We start from the raw sequence: 23,484 nt of genomic DNA on the forward strand, positions 1-23,484 counted from the left end.
GCATTTTCACTCAATGTCCTGGGAGGTTAGTATAACGGGACCCTCATGCGTTATGGCAAGCGTGTGTTCATATTGCGCAGATAACTGACCATCAAGGGTACGTGCTGTCCAACCATCATCATCAATATACAGTTGATCAGTCCCCACATTCACCATCGGTTCGATCGTGAGCACCATCCCTTCCTCTAATTCAGGCCCTTGATGGGGTTCACCGAAATGAGGAACCTCAGGATCTTCATGCATTTCCTGCCCAATGCCATGGCCACAAAAATCTTTTACAACGGCATAACCCTGTCCCTCTACAAAAGTTTGAATCGCATGAGCTATATCACCGATGCGGTTCCCCACTTTTGCCAAGCCAATCCCTTGGTTTAGAGCTTCTTGGGTGACCTGCAACAATTGTTGCGCCTCAGGATTAATTTGTCCGACCGGATAAGACCATGCTGAATCGGCTAACCATCCGTCTAGGTTTACGACCATATCGATGGTCACGATATCACCATCTGTTAACTTGTTTGGTGTGGGCATGCCATGACAGATGACGTCGTTAACAGAGGCACACGTTGCATAAGGATATCCCATATAGCCCTTTTGTTCTGGGGTGGCGCCATACTTATTAAGAAATTGCTCAACAAAATCGTTCAATTCCATCGTACTGACTCCAGGCTTGATGCGTTGACGTAATTCACGATGACAAGCGGCCAAAAGCTTACCCGCTTGATGCATCTTGTCAATTTCACTGGCTGACTTTAATTTCATGATGTAACCCCTCTTCCTGACCGACCGATCTCGTGTCAGTCTTGATGTATGATTAACGCGTGTATACGTGTCACGATGCGCTTTTTATCTATATTTTACGCTGCCTCCCACGTCGATGTGCTTCATTTCAATTAGCGATTCTCTAAGTGACTCTCTAGCGACGCTTAGATTGGATATACGCTATAAACCCTTCTCTCGTGCCCTCATGTTCGAGTAATTTTTTGACATACTCAGGATTGGTGAGGATGCCATTATCTTTCATATTAACTATATGTGGTTTTACATGTTCGTCCGTTAAAAGGACTTGGAACCAAGCTTCTTTTTCTAATGCCTGCCACAACTCGTGTATGTCATCCTCTTCTACACGTAGAATATATTTCCGTATGAGTTCTATGATAAAGGCGATGGATAGTGCGACTAATAATAGACCGATGATCACGGTGTCAACTCCTTGCTGCCTTGACGTTCATTTCACATCTTTCCGATGCTAGAAGCGTACAAAATAATGAATCGAATGTTTTCATTCACAAAAAATAAACACCCCGGTAAGCTAAAAGCCTACTTGGGTGTTATGACCTGGTGTAGCTGGCGATAAATGGCTACAATGTCTTCCGTTTTCATACGTACGAGGCCACTTGATGAAGGCGCAACGAAATCTATGACATTCGGAACAGTAGAATCGGCTTGCTGCCCCCATGGGATATTTTGACGTTTGCGACTGTAAGCCTGATATACCCCTTTGCCCACAAAGCAAACCACTCTGGGACGATAGGTCGTTATCTTTTCTTTTAAAATGTGTCGTCCTTCGGCATACTCTTCCTTAAGAATATCCGCAGCCCCTTTTGTTGGCCGGGCGACGATATTGGTCAATCCATAGCCTAGAGTGAGTAATTCTCCATCTTCTTCAGGCCTGTAGTGACGTGAGGTGAGCCCTGCTTGATATAATATTTTCCAGAAACGGTTATGAGGGTTGGCGTAATGATGTCCTGTTTCACTTGAGCGAATACTGGGGTTAAAACCCACGAACAATACGTTTAACCCGTGGTTAATATGGTCCGGTATCGGTTTGGCTTGTGACATTTACTCCCCCTCCCCTGCTATAAATCGAATAGATCAAGTTGTCTTGGAGATAGACCTGTATACTCGATCCCCAGCATCTGTTGAAGTTGCTTGGCGTTATCTGCTGCATCTCCGCCAGAGTTATTGTTAAAGAGAGCGATAACCTGTTTACTCTCCTGCGCTAGCGTCTCAATATACCCCTGCCATTCCTGTAATTCAGCTTGATTATAACGATAAAGATACCTGACTTCACGCCAATTCGGTTGCCCGCGGTTTACCCAACCATGCACGTTACGCCCATGGAAACGGACGATGGTCAGTGCGGGATGTGTGGCTTCTAGTACCGTTGGAATGGAACCCTCTCCAACCTGTGGCTCATCACAAACACTGTGTATCCATTCTTCTTCCTTCATAAAGGCTAGCGTTTTTCCCCTCATATTCCCGCGGAACCATGATTGATGGCGAAACTCCAAAGCCAGTGGTAAGTTTTGCATTCGTTGTTTGACAAAGCGTAAATACTGTACGTGTTCCTTGGTACAGTGAAACCAGGGAGGAAATTGAAACAACACGGCCGCAAGCTTGTCATGTTCAACCATAGGACCCATAGCGGTCAAGAATGCCTCGAACATGTCGCTGACAGAATCATAAGGGATCTCCCCCCGTTGATGTCCTGTCATACCCTGATACGCTTTCACAACGAATTGAAAACGACTCGGTGTCTCTTCTATCCATTTACGTATATTCCTCTCAGGTGGTATGGCGTAAAATGACGAATCAATCTCCACGACAGGAAAATGACTGCTGTACACTTCCAGCTTCTTCCCAGGGTTCGTGCCTTCAGGGTACAACGTTTGGTGATCGCCCCAACCTGTTAGACCTATCGATATCATCTGTTCATCCTTCACTTTCGTAGATATATAAGTGACCATCATACTTTTTGAATGTCACACTTGGCTTAAAAACGAGCCAACCCGCAGCTCAAATTGTATATGCAAAAGACTTTCACTATTATGATGTGCTAACCACTTTTATGTAGTAAGAACGGGTCCGAGGGCCATCGAAGTCACAAAAGTACACCCCTTGCCACGTGCCTAGTAATAAATGACCATGGTCGACGAGAATGGTTTGTGAGCTTCCGACGGTACTTGCTTTGAGGTGAGCAGCCGTATTCCCCTCTGCATGTCGATCATCAGCGTGGTTCCAAGGATATACTTCATCTAAGCGCATAACCATATCTCTGACAACATCAGGATCTGCGTTCTCGTTAACGGTAATGCCCGCTGTCGTATGAGGACAGTATACGATGACGTAACCGTCACTCAAGCGCTCATGCTGTATCACCTGTTGGATCTCACGGGTAATGTCCACCCAATCATCACGCTTTGTCGTCCTTAATGATTTTTCGTAGATCATTCTCATTTCCCCCTTAACCGCTCATCATTGCTTATGCTTTCTTTCCTTATGTTAGCATGTTATCATGCTTATTTAGAGAATAAAAGAGTTGAGGTGTTCTTATGCAACAGCAAACATCGCTTCCACAAGCGATTATCGATAAAATAGGTGCTATTAAAACGAAACAACGTGAGGAGCTCACACCCGAGGACAGAGCATTGATAGGCTCATCTGGATATACACCGCCCTCGCAAGCGTTATTCGATGATGCCGTGATCAGTGTTGCACTAGGGAAAAACGTCCTCATTCAAGGGCCTACAGGTGCAGGTAAGACGAAACTTGCTGAGTCGCTCTCTGCCCTCTTTGAAAAGCCGATGCATATGATCAATTGCTCTGTTGACCTAGATGCAGAAGCGATGATCGGTTATAAAACGTTAGTTCACGATAACGGTCAGCCCGAAATTACGTTCGTACCCGGTCCCGTGATCAAAGCGATGACACAAGGTCATCTGCTCTATATTGATGAAATTAACATGGCCAAACCTGAAACCTTACCTATTCTTAATGGCATATTAGATTATCGGAGGCGTATCACCAACCCGTTTACGGGTGACGTGGTGCAAGCCAAGGAAGGATTCGGTGTCATCGCTGCCATTAACGTCGGTTATGTCGGGACGGTGCCATTGAACGAAGCCTTGAAAAATCGTTTTGTGATTGTTGATGTCCCTTATCTCCAAGGGGATAAACTCAAAGACTTGCTTCAGGAACATTCAGCATTAGAGGACGACTCATTGTTAAGCCTGTTCGTGCAGCTATCGGAAGACCTTATTTTTCAAACCAAGTCTGGTCAGTTATCGGAGGATGCGGCTTCCATTCGAGCCTTACTTGACGCTGCGGACTTAGCCGTTTACCTTCCCCCAGAACGAGCGATACAACGCGCGATCTCAGACAAATTAGAAGATGAACGAGAGCGTGCGATTGTGACCAACATTGTCGATACCCTCTTTACTCGGAGTTGATGATATGAAGTTTTTATCTTTTGTAGAAAGAGAAGTCGATTCTTTTCTACAAATGCAACTAATTGATTTAGCAACAGGACTATCTAAAAATGAACAAATGAGTGTCGAGTATGATTTACTCGCCCATTATGATCCGTATGAAGAGACGATTTTTTTAAGCCGTTTTTGGGATAATGAACCGGAGGAAGCGCAAGTGGCGGGACTGAAAAGCGATGTCTTTCTGTACGCTTTTGGCCACTACTATTATACTCAGCTTCCTAGCGTTTTCCAGGCGATTCGTACATTTAACAAACACAGCCGACCTTCCTTCGCCAAACAGTGGTTCGCGATGTGCGAACAACTCCGAGTGATGGATCATGCTGTAGCCGCAAGGCCTGGTATGAAGCGTATCTTCGACCGTCGCAAAGCACGCTATCGTAAGCATTTCCAGGAAAAATATAAGCAGTACGCGAGCCGTCAGAAGTATGCAGATGCTCTCCTATGTCTCATCTACCTCTATTTGACGGCTGAAAATGAACTTCCGAGTGCACCCACGGATGATAAACTAAACGAGCTCATACAACCTATGACGGATGATCTATTCGCATTATATGAGACGTCTACTACGGCTGAACGATTCGCCTTTTGCCAGCGCCGTCTATACAAGATTGAGGCATTGTTAGAAACGGATTGCTCAGAAGAATGGTTTAAATTGATACGAGAGGATATACTCGATTACCTTCAAGATGACATCGATGCACTCCAAAGAAAAGATGACCTTACACGAGAAGCGATCCTAGATGAAAAGCAAGAAGAGACACAGGAAGGGGAAGAGGACGCATTACCTTCCTGGCACGGTGAAACGTCTGAACCGACTCAGAGCTTTCTACAATTTGATCTCGATCAAGGGACGAACATGAACGTGGCCAACGGAGATGCAGCAAGAGAGGCTGAGTCAGGTGATCAGGTATACGGTGAAGTTCAGGGGCAATCCAAGCGTTCAAAAAACAAGCAATATGATGACGTCGAGCTGCTAGCGGATGCTCAGGCAGAAGCTACAGGTCATGGCCCCACACACAAGGCACCGTACGGGGAAGCCAATCGTTATGCCCGCTACATTCAAAAACAAGCGGCATCCCCTACAACAGAGGAACAAACAGCGTACCGTGAGATCGTGCAACAGATTAAACCATTACAGCAAAGGTTGAAGCAAACGATGGAAAAAACGATCGAGCATAAACGTCACGCTCCTCGTTCTTCGCTCCACTGGGGCCGCTTAGACCGGAAGCTCCTACGAGTCGTCACAGACGATCTTCCACGTGTCTTTTACAAAAAGGAAGAGGATCAACAAACATTCGATGCGTGTTTCTCACTCCTTGTCGATTGCTCTTCTTCCATGATGAACAAAATGGCAGAAACAAAGCAAGGCATCGCGTTATTTCATGAGACATTAAAATCGATCCGTGTACCTCATTCCGTGACAGGATTTTGGGAGGATGCCAATCGCGTCAAAAAAGAGGATCAACCGAACATGTTCCATGACGTCATCCCCTTTGATCGTTCGACTCATCCATTGACAGGACCGGAAATTTTACAACTGGAACCACAAGAGGATAATCGTGATGGTTTTGCTATTCGGGTCACATCGGAACAGCTGCTCAAACGTTCCGAACAGCAACGTTTCTTACTCATTTTCTCTGACGGTGAGCCCGCGGCGGCTGACTACGATGAGAACGGCATTATGGATACGTACCAGGCGGTGCTTGAAGCGAGAAAGATGGGGATCTATGTGATCGGTGTGTTTTTAGCTGACGGTCAGATCAGTGAACACGAAGAACAGGCCATGCAAGCGATCTATGGTAAGCATCACCTTCTCGTACATGACGTATCTCAACTCACGGAGCAGCTTGGCCCTCTGCTTAAAAAGTTACTCATCAGACGTATGGTGTAGGAGGATGAAGATTCATAAATAATGGCGAAAGATAAGCCTTTTTAGCACATGATCTGCTGATCATATAAATCGATTCATATAAAACGATTCATATAAAACGATTCATATACTCAAATGAATATGAAAACCTCTTCCAAAACCACCTGATAATATGGTTTAGAAGAGGTTTTTTATGCTGAACTCAACTAGAGGCAAAGTGCAAAGTCTCCGTTAAGTTTGTCATCGATATCCTTTTTAACATGACGCTGAGCATGCGCCATTACGAACCTTACTTGATAAATCTGATCGTCAGTGGATAACGGTAAGAGACACCGTCGTTTGCTTTAATTGAGGCTACGATAACCATGATAATGGCAAATATCGATAAGATACCCATGAGTATGAATCCAATAACGATAATCGCTAAGATAGCTGAAATAATAAAGTAAATGAACATACTAATTTGGAAATTGAGTGATTCTTTACCTTGGTCAGCGACAAAAGGATAATCTTCTTTCTTAATGAGATAAACGACGAGCGGGCCAACAATACTGCCAAAAGGAATGACTAAACCGACTAGAGCGGCGAGGTGGGCTAGCATGCCCCATGTACGTTCATCCTTAGACAGGTGTCTTTCCCCATTATGCTGGTCGATTCCATTGTTTGGGTCTTGCTCATAGGATTGATTATGGTCTTGATTATCCAAAGTGTGGTACCTCCTTTCACTTGCGAAATAATGGATGCTTCTAACAATTTTGGTGTTCCCATCTATCATAACGCACACCCGACACCTGATGCCAACATTTTCTATATGTTTAGGAGAAAATGAGCTTAAGCCTAATCAATAGAGAGATCATCAGCCTAAGTTCCTCATTTTATCATCATTCAGCTCATATTATCAATGATGTCCTTCATGGTCCATGTCCTGCTGCTGAGTCGGTAATGAGTTCATATCTTCTTCTGAAATATCGCCTACAACCAATCGTTTGGTCGGCATCACCCGAGAATCCTCTGTACTGGCTGTGACCTTTACGAAGTATAATCCCTCTTCTTCAAAGCTCGTATGAATGGTATAAACCCCTTGTCCCTCATCCTCTGAAAGGATACGTTCTTCACTCTCCTCTCCATTTTTCCATAAGGTGAATGTTACTTCTTCAATATCCGGTACCTCACGCTCTCGTTCCGTGAAGTTGGCCTGTAATTCATATTGTTGACCCACATTTAGGTCTGGCGGCACCACAATGTCCACTTGAAGAACATTCTCTTGTTTGTAGAGTTTTTCAGTTCCTTCGTTTAATGAGCAACCTGATAGAACCAAAGCCATCGTAATAAAACATAGACTGATTACCTTCATCTAGACCACCTTCTCTCACTTCTATGAATTAAAAAACGTCTTTATTTTTGTTACTTTACGAATTACAAACCAATCTAATAGGAAAATGATGATGAGTGATAGTCCCACTAAGGGAAACACAATCCCCATGATCAACATCAATACGATAAAACCTTTTGCTGTCTTCCCTTGCGGAATCTTCGGCGCCCCGATATGATGGTCTGGTTTTCTATTCCACCAAAGGACAATCCCAAAAATAATGGCAGCGATGACGCCTAAACAAAGGATAAAGAGAACAATCTGGTTGGCCAGCCCATACTCCAATCCCTTATGCACCGTTATCCCCCAAGCCATGAGTTTTCCAATTGGTTCATAATGGTCATAACGATAATCTGCTAAGATTGCCCCAGTATATTGGTCTATATGGATGGTCGCTTCGTCTTTAGCTTTAGGAGGAAAAGCAGATAGTGTATACACCCCATCTGTTGAGGTCGGTAAAATCACTTCATACGTTGGATGGACACCTATATCATTCGCAGTTTCAACAATGTCATCGATAGAAACAGGAATGTAGCCTTGTATGTCAGACGTTGGGACAGGTAAATTCTGAGCAGCCCAACGTACATCGGCAATGTCCTTTGTTTGAACTGTCGTCGACGGGGCATTCCCCACCCATACTGAAGGTGGATAGCCTGTACCACTGTTCGTCGCGATGCTTTGTACATTCGCCCCCCAAAAGCCTGTCCATAATAAACCGGTGATAATTAAAAAGGTTAACCCGGCCGATACCCAAACGCCAGGAACCACATGTAAATCTCTCATTAATATATTTTTATTTTTCTTTAATCTAGGAATGAGGACTCCGAATATCTTATTCTTCTGGCCTCTGGGATACCATAGATATAAACCGGTCAGGATCAGGACCAACGTCCAACAAGCTGTTAATTCAACCAATCGATCACCGAAGGTCCCGAGCATAAATTCACTATGAAAACTGCTCACGTACTCAAACAAACGGTCACTCTGAGGCAGTTCACCGATGATGTCTCCGTTATAGGGGTTAACAAAAACTGTTGTTGCTTCATGATCTCGCATGACCTGAACCTCGGCTGACCGCGTAGATTCCTCACCCGGACGATATCCTGTAACGGTTGCGTCTGGATAACGATCTAGCACGGTATCTATTTGTTCTGAAGGCGGTATTCTATCACCTGTGTCTTCTACTTGATAGAATTGATCATACATATAGTTTTCTATTTGTGGTTTGAATAAATAGAAAGCCCCGGATAAGGTGAGTAAAAATATAAACGGGGCGATCAATAACCCGGCGTAAAAATGCCATCTCCATATCGTGGCATAAAGTGTGCCTGATTGTGTTTTACTCATGATTGCTATACCCACTTTCCATCTAGATCCTAAATTGTCTTTATTCTCATTATTCATTTAATAGCGTATAACCGAAGCGATATGTTAAACGACTGCCACTTTTTAGTCCTAAAGAGAGGACCGTGCTATGCAAGTCAATTTTTCAATATTTCAATATAAAGAAATTGATTATAGCTCTGAACGGGGACACCGATAAATATTATTCTTATACACGAAAAGTGACCTAGTAAAAAGCACCCTTTTATAGGTGCCTTTTACCTTGTATTTATAACCATGTATAGACCTGCACTCACGTAGATTGATCAAAAACTTGGTCTGATTAAAACTTAAGGCTCGTGTCCAACGCGACTTCAATCATTTCATTAAACGTCTTTTGACGCTCTTCAGAACTTGTTTGTTCACCGGTAATAAGATGGTCGCTTACCGTTAAAACGGAAAGTGCTTTGCGATTAAATCTTGCAGCCAAGGTATACAACGCTGACGTTTCCATTTCTACTGCAAGAACTTGGTGATCAGCGTATCTTTGTGTCGCTTCTTCATCATCATTGTAAAAGACGTCACTCGTGAATACGTTACCGACTTTAACTGAAAGGCCTCTGTCTGTACCTCGATCATACGCTTCTTTCAAGAGATCGAAGTTAGCCGTTGGCGCGTAATCAATACCAAAGTAGTTTTGGTTCACCCCAGAATCTGTTGAGGCACTCATCGCAAGGATCACGTCTCTCACTTTAATATCTTTCTGCATGGCACCACAGGTACCCACACGGATGAGATTTTGCACACCATACTCATTAATGAGCTCATGCACATAAATTGAGATCGAAGGAACTCCCATTCCAGTCCCTTGCACCGATACTTTTTTGCCTTGGTAAGTGCCTGTAAATCCTAACATCCCACGCACTTCATTATAGCACTCAACGTCCTCTAGAAAGTTTTCAGCAATAAATTTAGCACGTAACGGGTCTCCTGGTAATAGTATCGTATCTGCGATATCACCTTTTTTTGCTCCAATATGTACACTCATTTCCATAACCTCCTAAAAAATCTTCACTATTAACAACCATTATCTTACCCTAATCGAAGTAAGTTTAGCAAAATAACACACAGAAAATCAACTGCACTGGCTTAAATCATCCCATCAGACATGATAAGATTAACGCATAATTCATAAGACTGTCACAAGCGCTTTTTTCAACTAAAGCTTTACCTATCCCCCAGCAGTCCCTCTAGTCCTTGCTATGAAGCGATCATAACCAATGACCTCAGCAGTATTACAAAAACAACACACAAAGAAGCGTGATTAAGGAGCGGTAAAATGTTTAAGAGGCTGACACGTTTGATGCCACAATTATATACGTTGACTGTCAAACAATCCATGCTGGTCCTAGGTTTAGGGATGTTACCTGTCATGGCATTTATCATAGCTGGAGCGACTAAAACACCATCGACATTGTCCATTACAATGGGGAGAATGGCTGCAGTACTTTTTTTGTTGGCCTTTATCCTCTATGGATTTCTGGTTGCCATCCGCTGGCTCCCACGTTCACGTTTTAGATACAGACTGGTGCTCTTTACGAGGCTGTTCATTCGCTTTCATATCAGCTGCGCGATCTTTGGCCTGAGCTTTCTCATCCTACATATTAGTCTTATTCACCATCACTATGACCTCCATGCCTTCTCAGTATGGAAGGACCCTAAGCTGACCTCGGGCTTCATGGCAATCCTGACCCTCATCCCCTTACTCGTCACGGGGTACCTCAGAAAGCAAAAAGCGTCGGGTGCACGTAGACGATCACATCGTTATACGGGGATTGTGTTTGTTGTAGCGGCAAGCATACATGTGTTTTTAATCTAATGAAAGCTATAAGAGCATAGCTGACTAATCCAACAACATCGTAGATGGAAAGGGGTTCTGCTTCCCGTACTCAAAAACCTCCCTGCCTATGGGTCAAATAAAACATGGTTCAAGGGGTTCTGTTGAAAAAGATTTTGACATGTGCATATTTTGCCATATGCTGGTTAAGTTAACAGTAAACATCATTTTAAGACGCTACCAGTCTTGTAGGAGGCTATCTGATGGAACAAATAGATCAAAATCAGCTACCACCCTTTCCAGAGCCATATTGGCGAGACCATATCAATTTTCCAGAATTCAATTCTCTAAAAGAGGATTTAGACGTTGACGTTGTGATCGTGGGTGGGGGGATAACGGGGATCACCGCTGCCTATCTGCTCACGAACGAAGGAAAAAAGGTTGCGCTACTTGAAGCTGATCAGCTCCTAAATGGCACCACGGGTCATACAACAGCGAAAATCACCGCCCAGCACGGCCTGATTTATGATGAACTGATCTCGCATATGGGTCAAACGAAAGCGAGACTCTATTATGAGGCGGCCACTGAAGCTAAGGGGTTTATACAGAATATCGTTGAAGAATATAACATCGAATGCGACTTTAAACAGCAGGATGCCATCATGTATGCCACTTCAGAACAGTATGCCGATAAGCTAGAAAAAGAGTATGAGGCTTATCAGAAGCTTAATATAGAAGGTGAGCTATTAGATGACATCCCTTTTAACATTCCTGTGACTAAAGCGTTGGCGATGGGGAATCAAGCCCAGTTCCATCCCTTACAATATCTCTTGAAGCTTGTTAGTCACATTCAAGAAAAAGGCGGAAAAATATTTGAAAAAACCGTCGCTGTTAACGTTGAAACCCAGGGAGACAACAGAATAGTCCATACCCGTGATGGGCATCGTGTCAACGCAAATCATGTGTTAGCTTGTACTCATATCCCTTTTTATGAAGGAAAAGGGTTGTTCTCGACTCGGATGTATGTCGAACGCTCCTACCTACTGGCTATCAAGCCAAAGACAGAATATCCGGGTGGCATGTACCTGAACGTCGATACCCCTTCTCGCACGATGCGTTCGGTCACCATTCAAGGTGAGGACATGGTCATTGTCGGTGGGGAGAATCATAAGACAGGACAAGGTAAGGATACACTGTCGTACTATGAGTCATGTCGAGATTTTGCTGATCAAACATTAGGGATTGAAAAAATCTTGTATCGCTGGTCAGCTCAAGACTTTACCACTCTGGATAAAGTGCCTTACATCGGTAAAGTGAGTGCTGACGAACCTCAAGTGCTTGTGGCGACGGGCTATAGGAAATGGGGTATGACAAATGGCACGATTGCCGGAATCATCCTCAGTGACCTTGTCTTAGGGAAGTCCAACCGGTTTGAAGAATTGTATTCACCACAACGACTCTACGCCGATCCAAGCATTAAGGAGTTCCTGTCTATCAATGCAGACGTAGCGGGTCACCTCATCAGTGGGAAATTCCAATCTCCACCTGGGAGCGTGGAAGATTTGGCTCGCGATGAAGGGGCTGTTGTCTCCATTAATGGTAAACGTAAGGGCGCTTATAGGGACCAAGAAGGAACCGTGCATGTCGTTGACACCACCTGTACACATTTAGGTTGTGAAGTGGAATGGAATCATGGAGATCGAACATGGGATTGTCCTTGTCATGGGTCTAGATTCTCTTATGAGGGCGGGGTCATTGACGGCCCTGCAGAAAAGCCATTGCAAAAAGAGGACTATGATTTCTTAGATACCTTTACATCAGATAAGTCTGGTTATTAATATCATCCACTGTGTCACAGTCACAAAGAGGGTTAAGCACATGTCATATGTCTCCATGAAAACAACATAGTTCTGGTGACATATAATCCCCTAATTAAAATAATAGCCTTAGAAGTCACATAGACTCCTAAGGCTTGGCTTTTTTTATCTTTGTATAAGGTGCTTAGGCATGCTTCGCCAAACGGATCACATGCCATGAAGCTTGAGGAAGGACAGCTTCAATGACACCATCACGTATTGTAGACTTCCCTTTTGTATGGGGTTGAACCCTTTGCTCCTGTGCTGTGTTAACCGCTTTTAAGTCCTCATGCTCTAAAACGATATGCTCACGGATACCGTACCCTTCAAAACTGCGTACGTCACACTGCAAGGACAAATCTTCGCTTAGGTGACGGTTTAAGGCGAAAATGGTCACTTCCTCTTTTTCCTCATCATAAACAACTGCCGTGTCTAAATAAGGGACATCGGTAAACGCTTTACTATCGTACTTTGGTGAGGATACAACAGGTTGAAGTGACGTGCCTCTACCGTACGCGGATACGTGTGCATATGGATAGAATATCGTTTGTTTCCACGCTGCCCCGCCGTTTTCTGTCATGATCGGAGCAATGACATTAACAAGTTGGGCCATACAAGCCATTTTCACTCTGTCTGCATGTCGTAAGAAGGTCATGAGTATAGAGCCTACTAAAAGCGCATCCTCGAAATTGTACACATCCTCTAATTGTGGGGGTGCCACAGACCAAGGTTCAATACGACGATCTGCTTCGTTGGAATGGTACCACACGTTCCACTCATCAAAGCTGAGATTGATCGTTTTCTTGCTTCTTTTCTTCGCTTTAATATAGTCGCACGTCGAAATAACAGTGTGTATAAAGTGATCTAAGTCCATCGTTCTAGCTAGATAATTGGCCGTGTCATCGTCTCGGTTCCCATAGTATTGATGTAATGAAATATAATCTACTGCATCATACGTATGTTCAAGTGTCGTCGCTTCCCACTGCGGGAAAGTGGGCATATCGGTATTAGAGCTCCCGCAAGCAACGAGTTCAATGCGATCATCTACCAGTTTCATCGCCTTTGCTGTTTCTAATGCTAAACGACCATACTCTTCCGCTGTTTTATGGCCGACTTGCCATGGGCCATCCATCTCATTACCGAGACACCATGTTTTAATGTTATGAGGTTGTTCATACCCATGCTGTCTCCTCAAATCACTCCAGTAGGTCCCACCTGGATGATTACAGTACTCGATAAAGTTACGGGCCGCATCAATCCCTCGCGTGCCTAGGTTAACGGCCATCATCACCTCGGCATTGACCTTTTTGCTCCAATCGACAAATTCATTCGTCCCTACTTGATTCGTTTCTATCGTTCGCCATGCTAGCTCCAATCTTTTCGGACGTTCTGATTTTGGGCCCACACCGTCCTCCCAATTATAGGCTGAAACCATATTACCACCGGGATACCTTATGATCGGTACATTGATTTCTTTGACCAGTTCCATGACATCCTGCCGGAACCCATTTTCGTCCGCTTGTGGATGGTCGGGTTCATATACACCACCATAGACTGCTCTTCCTAAATGTTCGATAAAGGAACCGTAGATACGCTCATCTACATCAGCAATTTTAAAGTCTTTGTCTACTATCATTTTCGCTTTCAAAGCCATGTTATCCAACCTTTCTGTCTGCTAAGTTTGTCTGCTGCTAGGTCTTTCCACTGCTTAATTACTATTAACATCTAATTCTATTAGCTATTTAAGATTATATATTACTCATACTCACCCCTTTAGTCCCGTCATCGTAATCCCTTCTATCAGTTGCTTCTGAGCAAAGAAGAAGGCTAATAATGTTGGGATTAAGGCTAACACTGAACCGGCCATAATCAACGTCCACTCCGATGTGTAGTAACCTCTGAATGAAGCGAGTACGAGCTGTAAAGTGAAATTCTCAGGTGAGTTCAAGTAAATGAGCGGTCCCATGAAGTCGTTATATCCAGCTAGTAGGCCGAGAATCCCCTGTGTCACGATGGCTGGTTTTGCTAGGGGCGCCATAATCTTGAGAAATATACCGAAGTAGCTCAAGCCGTCTATTTTAGCGGCGTCTATTAAATCACTTGGTATAGTCATAAAAAATTGCCGTAAAAAGAAGACAGCCATCGCTGCACCAAACATCCCTGGAATCATAAGGGGTTTGAACGTGTCCAACCAGCCTAAGTCTCTAAAAATAATAAATTGAGGGACTAAAGTCACGATACCGGGCAGCATCATCGTGGCAATCAGAGCGAAGAACAACATGTCCCGACCCGGAAACCTCATCTTGGCAAAGGCAAAGGCAGCTAGTGAACTCGTAAACAGACCAACGATCGTCGTGGGGATGATAATCATGAGCGTGTTCTTAAAGCCCAATAATAAATCCGCATCCGTAAAAACGCGTACGTAATTATCCCAGCGCCACTCTCGGGGTATAAACTCGGGTGGAATTGTAAATATGGCCCCTGGAGATTTTAAAGACGTTGACACCATCCATAAAAAGGGTAGTGCCATAATAGCCGCGCCTATGGTAAGAAATATATAGGAAAAAACTCTTTTTATGACGGCTCGTTTCTGGCGATTCTGATACCATGTCACTTCTACTTTTTGAGCCAACTCATACCCCTCCCTTTTTAGTAATGAACCCAACGTTTACTCAGTTTGAAATTAATGATCGTGATCACTAATATGATGAGACCTAACACCCATGCCATGGCTGATGCGTATCCCATCTCCATGTAGCGGAACGCATTGAGGAACAGATAATAGACAACGGTGGTGGTCGCATAGTTTGGTCCCCCTTCAGTCATGATCATGAAACGTTGAAAATCTTGTAGGGCTGTAATCGTTGAAGTAATGAGCAAAAAGAAGGTCGTGGGTGAAATAGATGGAATTGTAATGTATCTGAATTTATTCCAACCATTCGCGCCATCAATATCGGCGGCCTCATACAACGCAGGGTTAACAGATTGCAACGCCGCTAAGTATAGAATCATCCCCATACCTAAACCGCTCCAAACCCCTTGTATAATCATGGCAGGCATCGCCCAGGTTTCACTACTTAACCACGCCGGCCCATCAATCCCGATGGAGCCAAGCATGATATTCAATAAACCGAAATCAGAGTTAAATATCCATCTCCATAAAAGTGTTAAGGCCACAATTGAACAAACTGTGGGAAGAAAAAATGCTGTTCTAAAAAAAGACAGTCCTTTGATCTTCTGATTCAAAGCCATAGCAATAATGAGCGAAAGGACGATACTCAGAGGAATCCCAAGTGCTGCGTAAAACGTGTTGATGATGGTCTTACGGAATAAATCATCTTCGAATAATAGACGTTTATAATTATCTAAACCGTTAAATACAGCAGGGTTATACAAGTCGAACGCAGTGAAACTGACATAGATTGAAAAAAGCATGGGTAAAAAGGCGAACAACATAAATCCAAGAATAGGTGGAAGAACAAATAAATAGCCCCATAGATACTCCTCTTTTATGTTGAACCTCTTTCTTAAAGGCTTTTTTGGAGACTGTACTTTTGTCTCCGTCGATATCTCAGGTTTCATTTTCACCTCTCCTTTTACCTACTGGGTCGTAGTGTAACGGAATCTGGGTGTTCAGGGAATCCGCCTGCAGCGCAGATTCCCCATGCTCTTGGATTATTCCTCTTCAAATATTTCTGGATTGCCTTCTCTGAGTGCTTTATCAATCTCAGGTTTAATGTCATTCAAGAGATCCTCAGCGGTGCGCTCTCCATCCCATAATTCACTTAAATATTGGTTAAGGTCATCCAGCCACTTATTGTTGGGGGTCAGTGCCCAAGGACCGGCCCTTTGGGTTTCAGCCGCCTGTATGAATACATGTGCATGCTCTGGTTTCTGACCCGGTTGTAGAAAGTCGTCCGTTTCTGCTAAAGACCTGTACGTCGGGATGGCAAAGCCTAATTCGGTTTGGATGCGTTGTCCTTCTTCTCCCGCGAGGTACTCAATTAATTGGAAAGCTTCATCAGCGTAGCGGGTGTCTTTATTAATCGCGTAGCCGACAGACCCTGACCAGCCCGAAGGCTCCCCCGTCTGCCCCACAGGGTAAGGCGCCACGTCCCAGTCAAAATCCAGCTTTCTATACGTTGGAACCATCCAGCGCCCGTTAAACACCATAGCCACTCTACCGGTCTCAAACATTTGATCAGCGTCCATAGCATCTAAGCTTCTCGTACTTGGAGACACTTCATATTCATTCGTCAAATCTGCAACAAACTGCATCGCTTCTACCGCCTCAGGGGCGTTTAAGGTAAATTCCGTTTTGTCTTCACTCAGGATGTGACCCCCATTTGTCCAGACTAAACCTTCCCACCAAGCGGGACCTATACCGTATTGATCAACCTTACCATCTCCATTGGTATCTAACGTGAGCGCCTGTGCTACCTCGAGAAACTCATCGAACGTCATGGGCTCATCCGGATCAGGGTAAGGAACACCAGACTCATCAAATAGATCCTTGTTGTAAAATAAAACAGAAGGTCCTATGTCTTTGGGTAAGGCGTAGAGATCCCCCTCCCCAAGCACTCGATCGTTAAATCTGTAGCGATCTAAAGCGGAATCCCACATATCGTCTTGGTTTATTCCACTTTGATCTACTCGGTCTTGGATATTAAGAAACAGACCCGCTTTAACCCAGCGTCCAAAATCACCGTCAGTGGCAAAAACAACGTCTGGTGCTGTTCCTCCCGCTAACATCGTGTTCATTTTTCCAGCATAATCATCGGGGATATGCACAATATTCACTGCCATATCAGGATTGTCTTCTTCAAAATTCTGTATTAACGCATTAAACACCTCAAGTTCATCTGGAGAGCCCCAAGTGGATATGCTTATCTCCGTTACGCCATCTTCGTTCACACCACTGTCTTGCACCCCTCCACTCGTATCCTCACCACCACCAGAAAAAACAGAACAACCTGTCAAACCTCCAACCACCATGAGCGCTACAATGAGCGGTAAAGCTCTGAGCCACGACACAGACCTCAGCATGTTAACACCCTCCTTTTGATTTCATGTCACACCACATTTTTACTGCATATCGACCTTTATTGCAGACAAAATTTTAATTTTTCAAAATATTTTTTGCAAACCGATGACCTTGGCCTATGTGTTAACTGTATTACCTTAAAGTTAGCATGGCCACAGACATCGGAGGTAGTTTGACTGTTAACTTATGACCAGATAAACGAACGTCCTCAAAATTCTGTGGTGCTACATGGTCGGGTTTCTCGAACGTGTTGTGGGCGTTAGACTCATTCGCCGTTAATATCCGTCCTGCTACGTCCGATACTTTTTCAATCCCTCTTAAGTCAAGTGTCACTTCGCTTTCATCATGAGGATGAACATGACAGAGACTAATATTAACTGTACCGTCCTGATTTTTTGAAGCGTTTACATTTACAGCCGGTATACTTTCTCCGTTGTATTCATAAGCCTGACTTGAAACGGTATCAACGGATAATCTAGTTGCACCTTGATGAACCTTAAACATTTCAAATACATGATAAGTAGGGGTTAAAATCATTTTATCTTTATCCGTTAAAATCATCGCTTGCAAAACATTCACCATTTGAGCGATATTAGCCATCTGTACTCGATCATTATGGTTATGAAATATATGGAAGTGCAATCCAGCGACAAGTGCGTCACGTATCGTATTCTGCTGATATAAGAAGCCAGGATTCGTACCAGGTTCAACGTCAAACCATGTTCCCCATTCATCAATGATGAGACTTACCCTTTTTTGAGGATCGTATTGGTCCATAATCGTACTATGCTTGGTGATCAGTTCGTCGATATGTAAAGCTTTTTTCAAAGTGATAAACCACTGATCTTCACTTGGATCTGTAGCTGATCCTTTACCTTTCCAGAAATCTCCCGGAATCGTGTAGTAATGAAGGCTTAGACCGTCCATGAGGTGAGCAGCTTCACGCATCAATACCTCTGTCCACCGATAGTCATCTACGTTGGCACCACCTGCAATTTTATAGATTTTATTTTCTCCATAGTTGCGGACGTAAGTTTGGTAACGGCGGTATAAATCAGCATAATACTCCGGGCGCATGTGCCCTCCACAGCCCCAGTTTTCGTTCCCCACTCCGAAATATGTTAAGGACCATGGTTCCTCTCTGCCATTTTGCTTGCGCCAATTGGCCATGGGAGACTCCCCGTCAAATGTCATATACTCTACCCATTCTTGCATTTCTTGTACCGTTCCACTACCCACATTCCCACAGATGTACGGTTCACATTGTAATAGTTCACATAAAAGCATAAATTCGTGCGTACCAAAATGATTGTTCTCAACCACGCCACCCCAGTGCGTATTGACCATCCTTTTTCGCTCTGAACGTGGTCCAACCCCATCCTTCCAATGGTATTCATCGGCAAAACAACCACCAGGCCAGCGAAGGACAGGGATATCAAGGTTCCTCAGAGCTTCCAACACATCGTTTCTAATCCCTTTTGTATTGGGGATATCCGAATCTTCACCAACCCAAATGCCTTCATAAATGCAACGTCCAAGATGTTCTGAAAAATGTCCGTAAATGTTAGGGTTAATCTCACCCTTCTCTACGTCAAGATGAATAATCGCTTCATTTGACAAGTGTAACCCTCCTTATTTTACTAGATTGACTAAATGCAACTACAAAGCATGACACTCGATACTCTGTAGTTTAAAATTGTACGTACATTTTACCACTGATGCATTGCGTTGTAAATGCTTACATGTCTACTTTCACAGGATTATTTACGGTTCTAATTGTTATATAGAGAGGAAATTGTGATTTTATCTATAATTTGTCCGTATAACTATTGGAGGAGGGTTTTGTTGAGGAGGATGAGGGGGTAAAAGAGGAGGCATATAAAAAGAGCCCTTCTACAGGCGACATCCTCAATGTTGGATGATCCTGTCGAAGAACCATAAATAGAGGTATCAATGAGATGTTTTTGTAGGTGAAGCAGGGCGACTTGTCCGACTTTGCGATGCTCTGTTGACGTGAGCTTGGCGTAATTTTGGATCGGTCACGTTGGACGCTTTTAAGGCCTCATGTACTTTCATGATGTCCGTTTCGCTTAGTGTCGGACCATTTTCTCTTTGTAGACTTATGACCTTTCTCTTAACAAACTCTGTCAATTCTGTATCATAGATCACCAATTCATGAGAGGTGATCTTTCTCAGAGATGGATCGATTTTGAATCTCGCACGCATCGTAAAGGTCACGATTGAAATAATAGAAACATTTTCACTCGTAGGTAGGGTTTTGCTCACGATACGTTCAACCGCTTTAATATGTCCATAATTCTGTCTTATCGGGTTATACAGGCTTCTTTTACCATTGACCGTCCAATATTTGTCCTTTTTCTGGCCTGCAATGTCACCAGCATAGTTTTTGGTTTCAATAACAAACACACCCGCTGGTGTCACAAGGACATGATCGGCTTGAGAGTAACCCGTTTTGGATTTTGAGTTTTCAAACATAGCATCATGTAGCATCTTATATGATTGGGGCATTTGTTCTAGTTGAATATTAATTTTATATTCTCCTAATTCTCCTTTTCTCTTAGATTGGTAGGGTTTACCCGAAGATTGGCGCCGTTTCCTTCCTTGCGCTGAAGTTCCTTTAGCTTTTCCCGATTGTGATACCTGCCTTTTGTCTTTTGGCTTTTGTCCAAATAACCATGCTAGTATTTTGTTTAACATCCTATTCTCCTTCCCCACACTTCAATGACACTGTGAATGATCCCATATTATAAATACAAACATGTGCCTTATTATTTTTATCGGATATGGCTCACTTTTTTAAAACGTTTTAACCTTCTTTTCAGTCTAATGATTAGAAAAGATATAAAAACATCTTAGAGATAGCCATGATTGCCGTTGTACAAGGGGGGAAGTGTGTGGATATCGAAGAAAAAGTTCTTTTAGCCAAAAAGGGCAACGACGAGGCCTTATATGAACTTATTATCACTTACAAGGTTCAGCTATATTACATCGCTTATGCTTATTTGAAAAATGAGACCGATGCCCTGGAGGCTATACAGGAGACCACATATCTGGCTTTTAAAAATATCAAAAAATTAAAAGAGCCCAGGTTCTTCAAAACTTGGTTAATTCGAATCCTATTAAATTACTGTCACGATGAACTGAAGCGTCGAAAACGGATGATCATACGAACGCCCGAGAAAGAAGATCAGGGCAAAGATCCGCATCACACTAGCCTTGAGTTAGAAGAAGAAATCCAAAAACTTCGTCCTCATTTTCAGGATGTGATTATCCTACGTTTTTATCGTGATTTACCTATTGCTGACATAGCTCATGTTCTCGATCGACCAGAAGGTACGGTGAAAACCTGGATACATCAGGCATTAAAGCAGTTAAAAAAACAAATGAAAGGAGGTTCAACACATGGATGACTTCAAGAACGTGACGGATCGCTTACAAGAAGATTCAAAAACACCCCAACTTCCGGATCAGTTAGATTGCTACATTGCTAAAGGAATGACGAAGGCGCGTACACACAAAGGACGCATAACAAAACGTCGCTGGTTTGCTACAGCCATCGCATGTATGCTTATCATGGCCATGGTGACATCCGTACGTGTGTCACCTGCGTTTGCCCAGTTCATTAGTCAGTTACCCGGGGGCCAAACTATTGTTGATTTGGTTCATTATGATAAAGGATTACAAGACGCCCTTGATCATGATTATGCGATCCCTGTTGGTGTATCAGATGAGCATTTTGGGCTCCGTTTGACGATCGAAGGAATGACGATTGATGAGTCTCGCATCGTTCTATTTTACTCTGTGACTAATAAAAGAGATTTTGAAACGGTCACTTTGAGTGCGCTTTCGTTCGGGGACACACTTAAGAAATACAGCCTTGGATTAGGCACCACTCACGATTTCACAGAAGAAAATACAGTCTATGGTAAGGTGGATATTCACCTATCTGAACAAGCTGAGCTCCCGGACGTTTTAGCTGTAGAGGCTAAACTTCGTGCAGAAAATGAGGCTCGTTACGTGGACACAAGTGATGTGTCATGGCGAATGGCGATCCCTATTGACCGTGCATCATTCGAAGGTTTACAGGAACACTTCGAACTTGACAAAACGGTTGAATTTGCTGGCCAAAAAGTGACATTCAAGGAAGTAACCATCTACCCTACACGCACGCTCCTTCGTGTCACCTATGATGAAGAGAATGAGTATCAAATCTTTAGTCTTGAAGGGTTATCGATGACAAACGAAAAAGGCCAGCGTTGGGAAATGACTTCTGAGGGTGTAACAGGTACACAGTATAGCGATGATGATCGAACCTATCACCTCGATAGCAGCTTCTTTCACGAGTCCGAGCATTTGTACCTTGAGGTCCCTCGAGTCAGAGCCCTACCCAAAAGTGAAACAGAGATGATCATTGACACACACAAGGATGAGATCGTAAAAGCACCTAGAGGCTTGAACTTAGAGGTAACTTCCGAAGACTTGTCCGGCGTAAAGTGGTACGAATTTGAAGTTCCTCTCGACCCAACTTTTGACCGCACGGATATCACTTACCAATATATCGATCGTTCCGTTAAAAACAAGATGGGAGAAGAGGTGGCATATGTGAATGCTATCTCTGGCGGTTACAATGATGGAGAGGGACAATCCTTTGGGATAAAAAAACCTAACACAGCCGAAGAGCACATCGTCCTCAAAATCATTGACTACCCCAACAGACTCCATGGTGACGTCCAGATTCAAATTAAATGAAAAAAAATCATACTAAAACGCGCAAAAGGCATTACATCCCTTTGCGCGTTTTTTGTTTCTCAAAGCCACTTTTTTTTCAATAAAACAAGGCAGTGCCTTTGACAATTAAGCAACGTCTTTTAACGCTTCACTTTTCTTCATTTTTATTTCTAATTTCTAAATAGAATCAGGAAGTCACCATAACCTTCTTTTTCTAGGTCTTCCTTAGGTATGAAACGTAAGGCCGCAGAGTTAATACAATAACGTAGGCCCTCAGGTCCAGGTCCGTCATCGAAGACATGTCCAAGATGAGAATCTGCATCTTTACTTCTTACTTCTGTACGCGTCATGTTATGGCTCAAATCCATGTTTTCCTTAATGACAGCATCAAGTATGGGTCGCGTAAAACTTGGCCATCCACAGCCAGCATCATATTGATCTTTAGAGCTAAATAGAGGTTCACCGGACACAATGTCAACATAAATCCCTTCTCCAGTGTTATTCCAATATTCATTTCGGAAGGGCGGTTCTGTCCCGTTCTCCTGTGTAACATAGTATTGCATGTCTGTCAGTTTTTCTTTGAGATGGGAACGATCTTTGGACCAATGCTTTTTCAGAAACTCTTCTCGACCTGATCCTTTACGATACAACGCATAACGAAATGCGTTCTTTTTATGAAAATCCTGATGGTAATCCTCTGCTGCATAGAATGTACTCGCTGGTAGGATTTTGGTCACAATCGGCTTTTTGAATTTGCCACTCTCTTCGAGTGCTTTTTTAGACGCTTCCGCTTTCTCTTTTTGCTCTTCTGTGTGACAAAAAATAACGGTTTGGTACGACTGACCCCTGTCAGCAAACTGTCCACCTGGGTCTGTCGGGTCGATTTGTTGCCAATAAATATCTAATAGGTCTTCGTAGGGGAATCGTTTAGGATCGAACGTGATCTGTACTGCTTCGTAATGTCCCGTTGTTTCAGAACATACCTCTTGATACGTAGGATTCTCGGTATGTCCGCCTGTATAACCTGAAACCACACTGATAATACCGTCCATTTCTTCAAAAGGAGACACCATACACCAGAAGCATCCTCCGGCAAAAGTGGCTAGCTCCGTTTGTTGCTGAGACGTCTCTTCGCTCATATCATCACCTCAAAACACATTTGTGT

Annotated in this window: 22 protein-coding genes; 6 read left to right on the top strand and 16 right to left on the bottom strand. The window is 43.5% G+C overall.

Annotated elements, in window-relative coordinates; genetic code table 11:
• Positions 1–6: 6 nt before the first annotated feature.
• From map to JKM87_RS11765, 5 genes are all read right to left on the bottom strand, one after another.
• Positions 7–762 (bottom strand): type I methionyl aminopeptidase, encoded by a 756-nt coding sequence (map, locus tag JKM87_RS11745; RefSeq protein WP_202080641.1) that lies wholly within the window; start codon positions 760–762, stop codon positions 7–9.
• A gap of 151 nt (positions 763–913) precedes the next feature.
• A complete protein-coding gene (locus JKM87_RS11750) occupies positions 914–1,198 on the bottom strand; it encodes a hypothetical protein (protein WP_202080564.1) in 285 nt (94 codons plus the stop codon).
• 119 nt (positions 1,199–1,317) lie between these two features.
• A complete protein-coding gene (gene mug, locus JKM87_RS11755; protein WP_202080565.1) occupies positions 1,318–1,839 on the bottom strand; it encodes a G/U mismatch-specific DNA glycosylase in 522 nt (173 codons plus the stop codon).
• A gap of 17 nt (positions 1,840–1,856) precedes the next feature.
• Positions 1,857–2,708 (bottom strand): DUF72 domain-containing protein, encoded by an 852-nt coding sequence (locus JKM87_RS11760; protein WP_202080642.1) that lies wholly within the window; start codon positions 2,706–2,708, stop codon positions 1,857–1,859.
• A 118-nt stretch (positions 2,709–2,826) separates the two neighbouring features.
• On the bottom strand, positions 2,827–3,231 hold the full coding sequence (locus JKM87_RS11765) for a secondary thiamine-phosphate synthase enzyme YjbQ (RefSeq protein WP_202080566.1): 405 nt from the start codon (positions 3,229–3,231) through the stop codon (positions 2,827–2,829).
• Positions 3,232–3,332: 101 nt separating this feature from the next.
• Here JKM87_RS11765 and JKM87_RS11770 point away from each other — a divergent pair, with 101 nt between their 5' ends.
• Together JKM87_RS11770 and JKM87_RS11775 are read left to right on the top strand one after the other, a co-directional pair.
• A complete protein-coding gene (locus JKM87_RS11770) occupies positions 3,333–4,229 on the top strand; it encodes an ATP-binding protein (protein WP_202080567.1) in 897 nt (298 codons plus the stop codon).
• A 4-nt stretch (positions 4,230–4,233) separates the two neighbouring features.
• Entirely contained in the window at positions 4,234–6,159 is a 1,926-nt protein-coding gene (locus JKM87_RS11775; protein ID WP_202080568.1) for a nitric oxide reductase activation protein NorD, read from the top strand.
• 268 nt (positions 6,160–6,427) lie between these two features.
• On the opposite strand, the gene JKM87_RS11780 is transcribed toward JKM87_RS11775, so the two are convergent.
• The 4 genes from JKM87_RS11780 to deoD all read right to left on the bottom strand — a co-directional run bounded on the left by JKM87_RS11780 (position 6,428) and on the right by deoD (position 9,881).
• On the bottom strand, positions 6,428–6,844 hold the full coding sequence (locus JKM87_RS11780; RefSeq protein WP_236838786.1) for a DUF4870 domain-containing protein: 417 nt from the start codon (positions 6,842–6,844) through the stop codon (positions 6,428–6,430).
• Positions 6,845–7,036: 192 nt separating this feature from the next.
• Entirely contained in the window at positions 7,037–7,492 is a 456-nt protein-coding gene (locus JKM87_RS11785) for a FixH family protein (protein WP_202080569.1), read from the bottom strand.
• Between the two features lie 21 nt (positions 7,493–7,513).
• Positions 7,514–8,857, bottom strand: coding sequence for a PepSY-associated TM helix domain-containing protein (locus JKM87_RS11790; protein ID WP_202080570.1), 1,344 nt, complete (start codon positions 8,855–8,857; stop codon positions 7,514–7,516).
• Between the two features lie 319 nt (positions 8,858–9,176).
• Positions 9,177–9,881 carry a purine-nucleoside phosphorylase gene (gene deoD, locus JKM87_RS11795; protein ID WP_202080571.1) on the bottom strand — a complete coding sequence of 235 codons (705 nt, stop codon included), beginning with the start codon at positions 9,879–9,881 and terminating at the stop codon, positions 9,177–9,179.
• Between the two features lie 291 nt (positions 9,882–10,172).
• On the opposite strand from deoD, the gene JKM87_RS11800 reads away from it, so the two are divergent.
• Complete coding sequence (locus tag JKM87_RS11800) at positions 10,173–10,712, top strand: hypothetical protein (protein WP_202080572.1); 540 nt, start codon at positions 10,173–10,175, stop codon at positions 10,710–10,712.
• A 221-nt stretch (positions 10,713–10,933) separates the two neighbouring features.
• Complete coding sequence (locus JKM87_RS11805) at positions 10,934–12,508, top strand: FAD-dependent oxidoreductase (RefSeq protein WP_202080573.1); 1,575 nt, start codon at positions 10,934–10,936, stop codon at positions 12,506–12,508.
• A gap of 163 nt (positions 12,509–12,671) precedes the next feature.
• Here the strand turns inward: JKM87_RS11805 and arfA are convergent, their stop codons facing one another.
• From arfA to JKM87_RS11835, 6 genes are all read right to left on the bottom strand, one after another.
• On the bottom strand, positions 12,672–14,180 hold the full coding sequence (gene arfA / locus JKM87_RS11810) for an arabinosylfuranosidase ArfA (protein WP_202080574.1): 1,509 nt from the start codon (positions 14,178–14,180) through the stop codon (positions 12,672–12,674).
• A 111-nt stretch (positions 14,181–14,291) separates the two neighbouring features.
• A complete protein-coding gene (locus tag JKM87_RS11815; protein ID WP_202080575.1) occupies positions 14,292–15,158 on the bottom strand; it encodes a carbohydrate ABC transporter permease in 867 nt (288 codons plus the stop codon).
• Positions 15,159–15,175: 17 nt separating this feature from the next.
• Complete coding sequence (locus tag JKM87_RS11820; RefSeq protein ID WP_202080576.1) at positions 15,176–16,108, bottom strand: carbohydrate ABC transporter permease; 933 nt, start codon at positions 16,106–16,108, stop codon at positions 15,176–15,178.
• Between the two features lie 93 nt (positions 16,109–16,201).
• Positions 16,202–17,572 carry an ABC transporter substrate-binding protein gene (locus tag JKM87_RS11825; RefSeq protein ID WP_202080577.1) on the bottom strand — a complete coding sequence of 457 codons (1,371 nt, stop codon included), beginning with the start codon at positions 17,570–17,572 and terminating at the stop codon, positions 16,202–16,204.
• A gap of 130 nt (positions 17,573–17,702) precedes the next feature.
• A complete protein-coding gene (locus tag JKM87_RS11830) occupies positions 17,703–19,190 on the bottom strand; it encodes an alpha-N-arabinofuranosidase (protein WP_202080578.1) in 1,488 nt (495 codons plus the stop codon).
• 330 nt (positions 19,191–19,520) lie between these two features.
• On the bottom strand, positions 19,521–20,288 hold the full coding sequence (locus JKM87_RS11835; protein ID WP_202080579.1) for a nuclease-related domain-containing protein: 768 nt from the start codon (positions 20,286–20,288) through the stop codon (positions 19,521–19,523).
• Positions 20,289–20,485: 197 nt separating this feature from the next.
• Here JKM87_RS11835 and JKM87_RS11840 point away from each other — a divergent pair, with 197 nt between their 5' ends.
• Both JKM87_RS11840 and JKM87_RS11845 read left to right on the top strand, forming a co-directional pair.
• Positions 20,486–21,001, top strand: a complete 516-nt coding sequence (locus tag JKM87_RS11840; RefSeq protein WP_336885172.1) for a sigma-70 family RNA polymerase sigma factor — start codon at positions 20,486–20,488, stop codon at positions 20,999–21,001.
• Positions 20,994–22,340, top strand: coding sequence for a DUF4179 domain-containing protein (locus JKM87_RS11845; RefSeq protein WP_202080581.1), 1,347 nt, complete (start codon positions 20,994–20,996; stop codon positions 22,338–22,340). Before JKM87_RS11840 ends, JKM87_RS11845 begins: the two co-directional genes overlap by 8 nt.
• Before the next feature lie 149 nt (positions 22,341–22,489).
• Here JKM87_RS11845 and msrA read toward each other — a convergent pair whose 3' ends face one another.
• Positions 22,490–23,458, bottom strand: coding sequence for a peptide-methionine (S)-S-oxide reductase MsrA (msrA, locus tag JKM87_RS11850; RefSeq protein WP_202080582.1), 969 nt, complete (start codon positions 23,456–23,458; stop codon positions 22,490–22,492).
• Positions 23,459–23,484: the final 26 nt, after the last annotated feature.

This window comes from Caldalkalibacillus salinus (assembly GCF_016745835.1).
Lineage (GTDB): Bacteria > Bacillota > Bacilli > Caldalkalibacillales > JCM-10596 > Caldalkalibacillus_A > Caldalkalibacillus_A salinus.

Excerpts from the sequence above, each read along its gene's own strand:
- mug (WP_202080565.1), bottom strand. The coding sequence starts at position 1,839 with ATGTCACAAGCCAAACCGATACCGGACCATATTAACCACGGGTTAAAC.
- JKM87_RS11760 (WP_202080642.1), bottom strand. The coding sequence starts at position 2,708 with ATGATATCGATAGGTCTAACAGGTTGGGGCGATCACCAAACGTTGTAC.
- JKM87_RS11765 (WP_202080566.1), bottom strand. The coding sequence starts at position 3,231 with ATGATCTACGAAAAATCATTAAGGACGACAAAGCGTGATGATTGGGTG.
- JKM87_RS11770 (WP_202080567.1), top strand. The coding sequence starts at position 3,333 with ATGCAACAGCAAACATCGCTTCCACAAGCGATTATCGATAAAATAGGT.
- JKM87_RS11775 (WP_202080568.1), top strand. The coding sequence starts at position 4,234 with ATGAAGTTTTTATCTTTTGTAGAAAGAGAAGTCGATTCTTTTCTACAA.
- JKM87_RS11785 (WP_202080569.1), bottom strand. The coding sequence starts at position 7,492 with ATGAAGGTAATCAGTCTATGTTTTATTACGATGGCTTTGGTTCTATCA.
- JKM87_RS11790 (WP_202080570.1), bottom strand. The coding sequence starts at position 8,857 with ATGAGTAAAACACAATCAGGCACACTTTATGCCACGATATGGAGATGG.
- deoD (WP_202080571.1), bottom strand. The coding sequence starts at position 9,881 with ATGAGTGTACATATTGGAGCAAAAAAAGGTGATATCGCAGATACGATA.
- JKM87_RS11800 (WP_202080572.1), top strand. The coding sequence starts at position 10,173 with ATGTTTAAGAGGCTGACACGTTTGATGCCACAATTATATACGTTGACT.
- JKM87_RS11805 (WP_202080573.1), top strand. The coding sequence starts at position 10,934 with ATGGAACAAATAGATCAAAATCAGCTACCACCCTTTCCAGAGCCATAT.
- arfA (WP_202080574.1), bottom strand. The coding sequence starts at position 14,180 with ATGGCTTTGAAAGCGAAAATGATAGTAGACAAAGACTTTAAAATTGCT.
- JKM87_RS11820 (WP_202080576.1), bottom strand. The coding sequence starts at position 16,108 with ATGAAACCTGAGATATCGACGGAGACAAAAGTACAGTCTCCAAAAAAG.
- JKM87_RS11825 (WP_202080577.1), bottom strand. The coding sequence starts at position 17,572 with ATGCTGAGGTCTGTGTCGTGGCTCAGAGCTTTACCGCTCATTGTAGCG.
- JKM87_RS11835 (WP_202080579.1), bottom strand. The coding sequence starts at position 20,288 with ATGTTAAACAAAATACTAGCATGGTTATTTGGACAAAAGCCAAAAGAC.
- JKM87_RS11845 (WP_202080581.1), top strand. The coding sequence starts at position 20,994 with ATGGATGACTTCAAGAACGTGACGGATCGCTTACAAGAAGATTCAAAA.
- msrA (WP_202080582.1), bottom strand. The coding sequence starts at position 23,458 with ATGAGCGAAGAGACGTCTCAGCAACAAACGGAGCTAGCCACTTTTGCC.